Origin of the sequence: Nostoc sp. UIC 10607 (assembly GCF_047228265.1) — a bacterium.
In the GTDB taxonomy this organism is placed as follows: Bacteria; Cyanobacteriota; Cyanobacteriia; order Cyanobacteriales; family Nostocaceae; genus Nostoc; species Nostoc foliaceum_A.
The window spans coordinates 45962-58103 of sequence record NZ_JBIQNW010000041.1; the positions used below are offsets into that span (position 1 = coordinate 45962).

At 40.7% G+C, this 12142-nt stretch carries 9 protein-coding genes and 1 pseudogene; 6 read left to right on the top strand and 4 right to left on the bottom strand.

The window, feature by feature from the left end:
• Positions 1–7: 7 nt before the first annotated feature.
• Both ACEYW6_RS25805 and cas3 read right to left on the bottom strand, forming a co-directional pair.
• A complete protein-coding gene (locus tag ACEYW6_RS25805; RefSeq protein ID WP_412981997.1) occupies positions 8–244 on the bottom strand; it encodes a DUF433 domain-containing protein in 237 nt (78 codons plus the stop codon).
• A 36-nt stretch (positions 245–280) separates the two neighbouring features.
• The gene (cas3, locus tag ACEYW6_RS25810) at positions 281–2419 is read right to left on the bottom strand and encodes a type I-D CRISPR-associated helicase Cas3' (protein WP_412981998.1); all 2139 of its coding nucleotides are present in this window, start codon (positions 2417–2419) and stop codon (positions 281–283) included.
• Positions 2420–2741: 322 nt separating this feature from the next.
• Here cas3 and ACEYW6_RS25815 point away from each other — a divergent pair, with 322 nt between their 5' ends.
• From ACEYW6_RS25815 to ACEYW6_RS25825, 3 genes are all read left to right on the top strand, one after another.
• Positions 2742–3608, top strand: coding sequence for a WYL domain-containing protein (locus ACEYW6_RS25815; protein ID WP_412981999.1), 867 nt, complete (start codon positions 2742–2744; stop codon positions 3606–3608).
• A gap of 694 nt (positions 3609–4302) precedes the next feature.
• Positions 4303–5544 carry a phosphotransferase family protein gene (locus ACEYW6_RS25820; protein WP_412982000.1) on the top strand — a complete coding sequence of 414 codons (1242 nt, stop codon included), beginning with the start codon at positions 4303–4305 and terminating at the stop codon, positions 5542–5544.
• A 154-nt stretch (positions 5545–5698) separates the two neighbouring features.
• Positions 5699–6787 (top strand): T3SS effector HopA1 family protein, encoded by a 1089-nt coding sequence (locus tag ACEYW6_RS25825; protein ID WP_412982001.1) that lies wholly within the window; start codon positions 5699–5701, stop codon positions 6785–6787.
• Between the two features lie 40 nt (positions 6788–6827).
• On the opposite strand, the gene xth is transcribed toward ACEYW6_RS25825, so the two are convergent.
• Entirely contained in the window at positions 6828–7610 is a 783-nt protein-coding gene (gene xth / locus ACEYW6_RS25830; RefSeq protein ID WP_196510982.1) for an exodeoxyribonuclease III, read from the bottom strand.
• Positions 7611–8065: 455 nt separating this feature from the next.
• Between xth and ACEYW6_RS25835 the strand changes: the two genes are divergently transcribed.
• The 3 genes from ACEYW6_RS25835 (at position 8066) to ACEYW6_RS25845 (ending at position 10519) form a co-directional block, all read left to right on the top strand.
• Complete coding sequence (locus ACEYW6_RS25835) at positions 8066–9136, top strand: glycosyltransferase family 4 protein (protein WP_412982002.1); 1071 nt, start codon at positions 8066–8068, stop codon at positions 9134–9136.
• Positions 9137–9190: 54 nt separating this feature from the next.
• Positions 9191–9376 (top strand): hypothetical protein, encoded by a 186-nt coding sequence (locus tag ACEYW6_RS25840; protein ID WP_196510984.1) that lies wholly within the window; start codon positions 9191–9193, stop codon positions 9374–9376.
• 120 nt (positions 9377–9496) lie between these two features.
• The gene (locus ACEYW6_RS25845; protein ID WP_412982004.1) at positions 9497–10519 is read left to right on the top strand and encodes a zinc-dependent alcohol dehydrogenase; all 1023 of its coding nucleotides are present in this window, start codon (positions 9497–9499) and stop codon (positions 10517–10519) included.
• 171 nt (positions 10520–10690) lie between these two features.
• Here the strand turns inward: ACEYW6_RS25845 and ACEYW6_RS25850 are convergent.
• Positions 10691–11979 (bottom strand): annotated as a pseudogene (locus ACEYW6_RS25850) (chloride channel protein).
• Positions 11980–12142: the final 163 nt, after the last annotated feature.

The window sequence follows — 12142 nt, forward strand, 5'->3', positions numbered from 1 at the left end:
CTCATTTCTATTCCCCGTCTTCACTATATAAATCTTTAATTGTCTTAGCAGCAAATACAATACACGCTAAAATATCTTCTCGTTCTATACCTATATATGCCTCCAAAATGCTCTCAATAGTTTCTCCACCAGCTAATAAATTTAAAATTAAAGAAACCCAAACACGATGTCCATTAATGCAGGGTTTTCCAAAACAGATGTTTGGGTCAATCGAAATTCGAGAAAGCAAATCATCTTCAACCATTAGTATTCCCAAAATTTGATGTTATATAACTACTTTCTAACAAATCCAGCCATCATCCTTTTTCGGCTTCCGAAACCAAAGTAAGGTTTCCAGCATTAGTGCAGATTTACCAAATGCTATAGTGTACGGTGGTGACTTCTTATCGTCGCTACTATATTTATCTGCTAAGGAGTATGCTTGAAAATGGATAGGTAAACCTAACTTGGCTCTGAGGTAAGTGCGATCGCAATCTGAAAGAAAGCATACTAAACCCCTACCCGATACGGCATCACTTATTTGATTAATCCCGCTACCGTGGGGTTGGCGAATTTCTAAACCTTTTAGAACCTGTACTTTACCAGATTTGGCAATTTCGCTGATATCTTCTGGATAGTAAAATTTCCAGTCTTCTCTTACTTCTCGATAGCCAGTCAGTTTCAAACAGCATAAAGCTTCTTGAAAACGAGTGATTGTAACTCTAGATTTTTCAGCTTGTTGTATAAATTCCTTTCTATCCATCCATTCAAACTTAAAGTTGCTGAGAATACCCGGTAAGTTATAAATTTTAAAACGTTCATTTTCTGGTTCTTCTGGATTTGTTGAATCATAAATTGCACAATCTAACTGGCTACTTCCCCGAAAACTTCGTGCTTCGTCAATGACTTTCTTTTTCTTTTCTTGTAAACATTGATTAATCTGTCCATATTTTGTCCAAATATTGACATCAAGTGCTTTTTCAATAGTCTCTTTAAAGTTTTTTTCAGCATCGGGATATTGATGAGTCAGCCGTCTTAATTCTTGATGAACACAAGCTGATTGAATAGCACCCCAGCGTTTAGGGTACTGCTTAAATTCATTCACAAATGAGTAACTTAAAGGAGAACGAATAGCTTGTGTAAAGGTTACTCGGTCGTAATTTTCGGTATCTTGTAAAGGGTGTGAATCAATTTCAAATAATCTTTGCACAATAAACTTAGGAATCAAAGCATAAGCATGATAAGGATGAGGGTGAAAATCTTTATGTCTGCCTATCCGTCCAAACCGTTGAATAAAATTACCTGAATCTGTACCTTCAAATACCAAAAAATTGATTTTAAAATCCACACCTACATCAATAGTCGATGTCCCTAAAAGCAAGTCTGCTTCTGTAACTGATGCGGCTTTCTCTGTTTCACCTGTTAAACCAGTATTTTCTCGGACTTTTAACCCTAAAGGCTCAAAAATGCCCTTAAAATGCTTAACTAATTTCTTAACCGCAGCAATCGAGTTGAGAATAATTGCGCCTTTACTGCCTGGATAATCTTGAAAAAACTTTAAAATTACTGATTCGGAATTTTCTATCAGCCAATCATAACTAGATGAAAAATTAGGTTCTAGTGTTTGCGGAAAAAATAAAGTTATTGGTTGACTAATTTGCCGCCATTGAGTGCCATTTTCTGAAAAACAATATTTTCCTTTTTTGGCTGGATTAATTTCTTTATAATTAATGCCAGATTTATCACAAAAATCTAGCAATAAATCATCTGGTGTTGCCGATAAAAACAAAAATTTCTTGCTTGGAACGGTATACTTAATTAACAATATTGCATTGAATATACTTGCAACTTGAGCCGAGGAAAATACATGAAACTCATCAAATATAAACAAATCGTAGCTATTATCTATCTTCCTGAATAGCTTATCGGCGTTTTCTCCCTTGGTTTTACCATCTTTTTTAAAACGCCTAAGATAGCGAAAATCGTGAATATAGTAAAAAATATCGGGATTAGTCAGCAAAATTTCTGCTTGGTTGGAAAGATTAGTTAATCCAGACTGTTTAGTTGGTAATTTATTCGTTTCGATAAAATCTTCCAGAATAGCTGCATTCAGACGATAAATCTGTGGGTTTTTCTTTGGCTGAAATTCGTCCTTATATTTTTGTACTTGCTTTTCCTGATCTCTCGCTAACTCGTTAGTCGGGTAAGTTGCCATTGTGGATACACCATCTGTCATAGCCAGAAGAAAAGCAGCCAAGCTTTTACCATCCCCAGTTATGGCAGTGTTGAACACTATATCAATATTTGGATCGCGTAACGCCTCCAAAGTTTCCACTTGATGCCAAGAAAGCGACCAATCTTTAGGTAATTTCACCCCGTCAGGTTTAGGGACGGTTTGAGAATAAACAGGTTTGAGATTTATGCTGTAATTTTCAGACATATCCTTGATGATTCCTTGTGAATGCTTGGTTTATCGGAAATTTTATGCAAAAAGAATGACAGACTTCGTAAATCTAATCAATTTCTGCCACCAATGGCGGCAGTTTTTATATATGTGCTAAGAAATACCACTTACAAATTTCTGCAACCATTGGTTGCAGTTTTTTAGATGGGTATAAAACATTTCCAGCCTATTTCTCGCACCATTGGTGCGAGTTTTTCAATTTACTTAAAAACTGTCCGTAACTCGTTGTTATTCCTTATAATGCCATGCAAAATAGAAGTTGCCAAGATATATCCGTATAAAAGTGTCCGTATAAAATATGAGTCGAAAAGGTCAATCTATTACACTGTCGATATCAGAACGTGATAAAGCCGAGCTAGAAGCGATCGCTCGTGAATTCGGTATGAGGTGGGGAGAAGAGCCTAACATCTCTAAGTTAATTAAAGCGATCGCTCAACGTAAGTTACTCATCGGTAACAATAATAATTGGAAAGAACCACGCATCAGAGCATTACATAGATGTATCAATGCGTTGACAGACATCGGTCAAATTGAACAAGCCCAAATCATTGCAAACTTACTTCTCGAACGCAGCGAACTATCATTACCGTTGCGAGGCGAAATCGAACGTTTCTTAGAGAATTTGCCCCCACCTTGGCGCTTGGAAATAGACCGTTATATCTTGCGCGAACAGCCCTTTCAGCTTTCCTATCAAGATGCAGCGCAGCGTGTGTTTAATTTTACCGTTCACTATGCCAAAGTTACACCCCACGAAAAACGGCAATATCTTGATTGTTGGTGCGAAGAGACAGAAGGAAACTTTGATATACCAGAACTAATTCACAACTGGAGTTTACGATTAGACAGGATTACAGAAGCTGCTGTCATGCCAATTTCTGGTAAGTGGCGAACTAATTTGGCTGAAATAGAAGTGGAAATGCATCTATTTGCTGGCTTGGCTTTTGCCTATCAAGCTAAACCAGAAGACAATATTAATGAGTGGCTACCAGATAAAGCGCGAGTCCGGCGAGTCATCAGGCGAGTATCTAGTACATTTTGGTTTATGCGCGAAGTCATGCAGTATGCGCCAGATTGTGTAGTGATATTACCTGAGAATGTGCGCGATCGCCTTAAACAAAAACTCCTCACCCTCTGCAATTTATACGATATCGAAACCAAGTCTTAACTCTTTCCCTCTCCGACTCGGAGAGGGACGGTTTTACGTAGTAAAACCAGGGAGAGGTCTTTTCATACTTGACAAAAGTACACTTCCATAAGAGGCACTCATGTAGCCGTTATTTGCGATCGCCTATAGTCATCTAAAATACGTAAGTAAGACAAATGACGTAATAACTAGGTTTCCAGACATCAATTCTGAAAATTAAAGAAAAAAATAATTACTAATTGCCTAAAAAGTCCGGTTTTTTTGGCTTTGTGATGATAAATAAAAATAATAGCGTTGAATGTCATGCTTCCTTCCACGAAGGATTACTGAAATTCTTCGCTGCTTTCAGGATGACTACTGAACATTAAACAACATCTGCCGCCAATCAGTTTTGTGCTGGGGATGTATCTGCGCCACAAACCTGGAGATGCAGCTACATCAATGGGCTTCTACCACAAAACTTGCTCTAGATGTATCTAAGTAACTATGCTGATAAAGTGTAAAGATGTGACGGTATCTGGGAGCAAATTTTAAAGCAATTGTAAAGGACTTGGTGCCATTTTGGCAGGTTTTTATCGGCAAGATGGGATATTAGTAGATTGTACAAATCTTTATTCTTATTCCCACACTAGTTACTATCTACCGATAACTGCTAAGTACAAGCAAATACCAACACAGATAAGTTTAAGTAATTTAATGAAGTAGGAAATAATACATGGTATTATCACTGTCTTCTCATAACGTTATCCAGTATCTGCAAGACGCGGGGCTGTGTAGCTCAGAAGATGACGCATCAGATAAATCTGAGTTGCCAGGAAGTAGTAAGAACAATTTCGATTTACTAGTGACTTTAGCAGATAATCGAAAACTGCTCATTAAACAAGAACGTAACGTTAAAAACAATGACGGCGAGCCTCATGAATTGTTTCAGGAGTGGCTATTTCATCAGTTGCTCCAGCAGTTTCCAGTTCTTGGCAATATTTCTGCGATCGCACCATTAGTAGTGCATTTTGACGAAGAAAATTCTATCCTCGTCCGCAACTACCTGAGTGAATATCATGAGCTTGCGACACTATACCACAATAATGATCTTTTTCCACAAGAAATTGCCACTGCGATCGGCACGACTTTGGCGGGACTGCATCGCGCAACCTACAACCGCCGAGAATATAAGGATTTTATGGCAACTGCTCCGCAAGGAGAGTTTCGCTATGGCTTTTACAATCCGGCGCAAGGGTTAGGGTCAATTGGGCCGGAGATTTTTGGAACGGTTCCCACAGATGCGCTGAAATTCTATCTACTCTACCAGCAATCGGAGAGTTTGGAATCTGCGATCGCTGATTTGGCATATGACTGGAATCCTTGCTGCTTGACTCACAACGACCTGAAATTGAACAACATTTTGGTTCATTCCAGGTGGGAGAAACTAGACAATTGCCTAGTAAAACTAATTAATTGGGAAGCTTGTTCTTGGGGAGATCCAGCCTTTGATTTAGGAACTTTACTAGCAAGCTATTTAGGAATTTGGCTCAAGAGCCTTGTCGTAGACCCCACCATTGAATTACAAGAATCTCTAAATCTAGCATTGACACCGTTGGAGAGTTTACAACCTTCAATTCTTGCCCTAATTAGGGCTTATCTAAATGCTTTCCCCATGATTTTGGAATACCGCAGTGACTTTATTGTGCGCGTTATCCAGTTTGCAGGGCTGGCACTAATTCATCAAATTCAAGATATGATTACCTGCCAAAAATATTTTAATAATGCTGACATTTGTATGCTCCAAGTGGCTAAAAGTTTACTCACTATGCCGCAGCAAGCTGTACTGACTATTTTCGGGATATCAGAATCAGAAATTCTGAATCCTGTAGCAAAAATTCATAAGCTTCCTCAACCTGTCAAAGAGCAGCAGTTACTTCGTATTTATTACGAAAAAACTCAGCTTCGCGGTTGTTAATGGCAGGGAGCAGAACAATTTAAAAGCCAGATTTTAACTGCAATTAGACATTTTGAATTGTTCTGCGTATTTTCCTATCATAATTTTCCGAGGATTTTTGCCCCAGAGGGGTTTCATAATTTTGGATTTTAAAGTTTGAATTCTAAATGGATTAATGCTAAATTACTCTACCAATCAACCGCTAACTTCTCTATCCGATATTGCTAAGAATATCCAAATTGAGTCAAATTTTTGTATTTATCATCCTAATTATCAACCCTTTGCTCTGCCGACTAAAGTAGCCGACAGATTTCAGCAAAACTCGGCAGATTTACAACAGAAGTATCTCACCTTATTACTGCGCAACTTTCTTTATGGGATCTATTACAATGGCTCCCTACAAAGTACTTTAGCAGTCAATAGTGATAGTAGTAATTGCCCGCCAAAGCAGAATTTAACAGATAATTCCATTTTGGAGATTGATTGGGAATTTTACGAGCAATTGCACGCCAGTAATCACGGCATAGGTTACTTTGACCCTCGATGGCAGGTGTTGCGGAAAGAACCTGATGGGACTATGGCGGTGACTAAAGGCGGTTTAACACTTTATGTTGAGCCAGACTGCCATCTAGAATCCAGTAAGAAATCTACCAAAGTGGGTGAGATGGTAGCAATCTGGATGCCGAAAAATAGAATGCAAAATGGCTGTTACTTGGCAGTTAGTAATGTCGGACAGGAACGGCAAAGTAACCCCGATGCTGATTTGGGAGCAGGGCGAATTTACTTTAACTTTACGCCATCTGGTGCGATCGCTCTCATGGAAAGCTTGACACTGCAATTGAATGCAGCCTCGATTCCCTTTTGCTTTCAGGTTCTCCACAATCCCAGTGCATACGGACGCTATGATTCGGGGCTACTCTACTTTGAACTCCCCGACTATCCAGCAATCCGCACAATCCTTCAGGCTATTTATCCAGAAAATCAATCCTATTTCCAGCCCGAAATTCCCTTGTTTACCAAATTTTTAGCACCAGGATTAGGTTTAGCGGAAGAACCAACCCAAAAATTTGCGGCGCAAGAAAGTTTCGGGATGAACCGTTGCCAAATTGTCGCTAATGCTTTGTTAGAAGCTTGGCAAAAAGGTAAAAATGCAATGGAGGAACGGATGAGGACAATTGACCAACACTTTGCGCGACACCTAATAGATTTACAGCGTCCTTATCTTAATCCCAGTTCTAAAGATATATATAAGCCGTTAAATTGATGACGAGTGGGTAGTGGGGCAATACTGCCCCACTACCCATTCAAAATTCCACAATTACCGGCGTATGGTCGCTGGGTTGGGTTAATTTCCTGGGCGCGACATCGATAATGCAACTCGTAGCACGCTCATACAGGATAGGTGTGAGATAGTGATGGTCAATCCGCCAACCTAAGTTGCGACGGAAGGCGGCGGCGCGATAATCCCACCAGCTATAATTTCCGCCTTCTGTATTGAATTTGCGAAAAGCATCAGCAAATCCCAATTTCAAAATATCGCGTAAGGCTTGGCGCTCTGTTTCTGTCGCCATAATGTGATTTTCTGTACTCACTTGCTCGTGAATATCCTTATCTTCCAGGGCGATATTGAAGTCTCCGCACACACAAATTGCAGATTCTGACAGTACCAACAATCGCAAATACTCGTGTAACGCTGTCAACCAGCGCAGTTTGTATTCGTATTTTTCAGTTCCTACCGCTGCACCATTGGGAACATATAAGTTAACAATCCGAACACCATCAATTACACCTGTAATTACCCGCTTTTGCTCATCCCATTCGTGGTGTAAATCTGGCAAAATCGCCCTAAACCCGCTACTTACGTCTACGAGTGGCTGGCGGCTAATCAGGGCTACGCCGTTATAAGATTTTTGTCCTGACATATAAAGGTTATAGCCTAACTGCTCAAAAGGCGATCGCGGAAACTCAGCATCCATAACTTTGGTTTCTTGTAAGCAGAGAACATCAACAGGATTGGTAGTTAACCAATCGGTAACCTGTTCTAGACGAGTGCGAATTGAGTTGACGTTCCAAGTAGCGATTTTCATTAGTTATCAGAATTTTTTGAAAATTAATAATTACAAATTATGTAATTATTGTACAATTACTTAATATTTAAAATTTCTTTTCTATTTCCCAATTACGTTTAAACGAAGCTTAAATGACTTGATCCCATTCAATATTTTAGTATTTTCAGCTACAAAATATTCAAATTTGTAAGTTACGCTACAAAATATTCTACTTCATTATGATCCCCAAGACAGATGTAACAAGCAATAGATTTGTTATAGGTTAGAAGTGTAGCTCAGGGTTGACTTTTACCGATAGTCCGTTAGATTTGTCGGCAGAAAATTTCCGGTCTGGTTAACCGTTATTGTGCTTTTAGTAGCCTGTTAGGTTAATTTAAATGTCAAAAGAGTAAGTACAAATGCTCTTTACTCATAAAATAATGATGCAACTCATTATATTGAGGACAATTTCATAGACTGAACCAATAAAACTTATGAAAATCGCTCAAGTTGCCCCCTTATGGGAAAGGGTTCCACCTCCTAATTATGGAGGAATAGAACTGGTAGTGAGTCGCTTGACTGATGAACTTGTTCGTCGCGGTCATGAGGTAACGTTATTTGCCTCTGGTGATTCTCAAACTTTGGCTCATTTAGAAGCAGTTTATCCACGTGCATTGCGCTTAGATCCAAATGTCAAAGAGTATGCAGTGTACGAAATGCTAGAACTGAGTCAAGTGTACCAACGTGCTGCCCAATTCGATATTATCCATTCTCATGTAGGGATTTCGGCACTACCTTTAGCGAATTTGATAACAGCAACTTCTACAGTCCACACGCTGCACAATAATTTTACAACGGATAACCGTCACGCATTTAGCTATCACCAAAAGCAACCATACGTCAGCATTAGTAACTCGCAGCGTCAAATCAATCTCAATTATATTGACACGGTTTATAACGGAATTGAGCTAGCAGATTATCCATTCGTAGCCCAACCGTCAGAACCTCCATATTTGGCTTTTTTAGGTCGTTTTTCGCCAGAGAAAGGGCCACAACATGCGATCGCTATTGCTAAACAGACCGGTTGGCGCTTGAAGATGGCAGGAAAGGTTGATGTTCAAGACTCTAAGTTTTTTGAACAAGAGATTGCCCCTCTCATAGATGGTCAGCAAATTGAATATCTAGGCGAAATCAACCACGCCGAAAAGACTGAACTTCTGGGCAATGCTGCCATAACTCTTTTTCCCATTAGCTGGCAAGAACCTTTTGGGTTAGTAATGACTGAATCGATGGCAACTGGGACACCAGTGATTGCCATGAATTTCGGTTCCGTACCTGAAGTGATTGACCACGGTAAAACAGGTTTTATCTGCAAAAGCTATGCAGAAATGGCGGCAATGATTCCACTAGCTTTGGAACTCAATCGTCAAACCTGTCGAAAACATGTAGAAAACAATTTTAGTGTTATCCAAATGGTTAACGGATATGAAACTGTTTACAGACAAATTATTAAAGACCGCATAGAATCGAATGGCCGCATTCATGCAGCTAACATCCAGTTTTAATCAACTGCTTTTTTTACTTAGTTTAAACAATAATTTTTTAAGGAGGACATTGGTATGAGTACGAGAGCCAACACTTGCCCATGCTGCGGTGGTTCCCTCCTGCGTCATGCCCGACATGGTGAACTATATTGGTTTTGCCTGTCGTGCCGACTAGAAGTACCGCTATTAACTGTTACTCGCTTGCCTAATGCGGAAACCCGGAACACCGGAGTGGTTCCACAGCCAGCGGTGAATACCTAGTTTTACAGCATTTTAGATTAATAAAAGCCTACTAGATAGAAATCAAGACTGATTTTTTTAAACCTATCAACTAGCTTCAACTGGTAAAATCGGATGGAGCTAATTGATAGGTTTAAAGCTTTGTTAGCAGCGTTACTTTATGGTCAAGAAGATTTACGCCTAGAGAAAGTTGCTGACCCCACTCCGCTAGCTGGCGAAGTTGTAATTCAAGTGGGGGCAGCAACAACTTGTGGTACAGATTTGAAAGTCTGGCGGCGTGGTGGTCATGCCAAAATGCTGATCCCACCGACACTGTTTGGTCATGAAGGTGCTGGACGAGTTGTTGCCTTGGGTGCAGGCGTTACAAATTGGCAAGTAGGCGATCGCATCGTCGCTAATAATTCTGCACCATGCATGAAGTGCTTTTTTTGTCAACGCCAAGAGTATTCATTATGTCCAAATTTGACCTGGAATAACGGGACTTTTGCCGAATACCTAAAAATTCCTGCACCGATAGTACAACATAACTTGTTGCAGATTCCCGATGAGTTGCCGTGGGAATTGGCAGCGATGACGGAACCTTTAGCTTGTGTATTGCATGGTATAGCCCGTTCTAATATTAAGCCCAAAGATAAAGTCGTCGTTTTGGGAGATGGGGCAATTGGGTTGATGTTTGTGGCGGCGTTGAGTGGTAAAGCTGAGGTATTACTGTGGGGAGGTAATAACCATAGGCTAGAAATTGGTCAGAAATTGGGTGCAGCCCAAACCTTTAATTATCATCAAATCCCAGATATTCCCAGTGTGGTGAAAGAACTCACCCAAGGATGGGGCGCAGATGTAGTGATTGAAGCAACTGGTGTACCAAGTGTTTGGGAAACTGCGATCGCCTGCGCCCGTCCTGGTGCAACAGTCAACTTATTCGGTGGATGTCCACGGGATACCAGTATTACCGTCAATACAGAACAGCTACACTATAGCGAACTTACCCTGAAAGGAGTGTTTCATAATACACCAGAGTATGTGCGGAAGGCGCTGGCACTGATCGCTAGTCGCAAAATCCCCTTTGAGTTACTTATTAGTGAACACCGACCATTAAAAGATTTAGAACAGGTGTTTTGTGAGATGAAGGCGCGTCAAGTAATAAAGGTAGCGATGATTCCTTAGTTTTGTACGGGGTACAGCAGATATTCCAGCCAATGCAACACTATCTCTACTACGGCAGCCCTATCTCTTCATACTCTTGTTAGCAGAATAAAATTCAGCTTTATTTTAAAAGAGTTTTTGCTTTGGGACTAGCTGAGTTAGCTGTCCGATCAGGGGCACACAGCACCATAGTTAACTACCCTTTAATTCAGTAGCTTCTCTCTGTAACTTCAATTGAGATGCAATCAGGGGAACTTTGGGCGCGAGAAAAAATCCAATTAAACTGGCAAAAAGGATTGGTGTAAAAGGACTTAAGTTAGCCAGTTTTGACAGTAGCAAAGTCGTACTGATAGGTGTGCGCGTTACGGCTGCATTGACAGCCGCCATTGTACAAATCATGGCAAGGGCAGGATTAAGCCCCGGAATTAAGACTGCTACTGCTTTACCAATACAAGCACCAGTGAAAAACAGGGGGATGATGAATCCACCCCGCCACCCACCAGTTACCGTAAGGCTAATGGCAGCCATTTTACCAAGAGCAAGAGTTAAGAGAAAAACAGCACCAAAGCTAGTAGTGAGGACTGACTCTAATTCTTCATGTCCAAAATAATGGGTTAGGGGTAATAAAACTGCTAAAGTGCCAAGCCCAAATCCTGCTAATGTTGTACGTACATAAATGGGCCCGGGAATTCGAGCAAACAAGTAATCGCAGCCCCGAAAAATGCCCATAAAAATCCATCCCGCCACCGCCCCAATGATTCCGAATATGATAGCGATCGCAAAATCATCAATCTTGTCTAAGTGGTACTGAGGAAAATGCCAAGTGGGTGCAATTCCCAAATGTGTAATTGCTGCAAATACCAGATAACTAGCGCAACTTGAAACAATGGCTGGCATCAAGGCTTGGTAGTATTCCACAATATGCTCATGGTGTAAAATCTCTAGGGCGAACATTGCACCGCCAAGAGGTGCGCCAAACAAGGCAGTGAAGCCAGCCGCCATCGCCGCTAAACTGATAGTTCTGAGGTCTTCACCTTGGAGTTTTAGGCGATCGGCAACCCAAGTACCAAAAGAACCTGTTACTTGTACTAGTGGTGCTTCTGGGCCAGCACTACCGCCTGCCGATATGCTGATTAGAGAAGCAAGAATCATTGAGGGATTTTTGCGAGCATCTAAGCGTCCGCCGCGAAAATGGATATTATCAACAATCACGGCAATTTCACCGGGATTCCCCAGGAAATGAATCACCAGCCCGATAACTAAACCCGCTAATGGCATCGCTATTAGGAGGCTAAAACCTTCAAATCGTTGCAGATGGTGATCCAGTACAACGCAGCAAATAGACCACCAGCAGTGCCTACAGCTACCCAGAGGATTACCCACTGCGAAATCATCAAGGGATTACGTTTTACCTGTCCAAAAAGTTGAGCAAATGTCCAGCGTTGAGTTTGATTGGTAGCGGTAGGCTTTTTTGGTAACACTGCTTATTTCCTATTTGTGAAACGAAGAATATGGAATATTACGTTTTTTATCGTAAAGGCTATTGAGTTCACTGAATCATCTTTCTTCTATCTGAATGGAGCAAGAGGACTCCCGTTACAGTCGTCAGACTTAACGGGATTATGAATTGCGACCAATATAAAA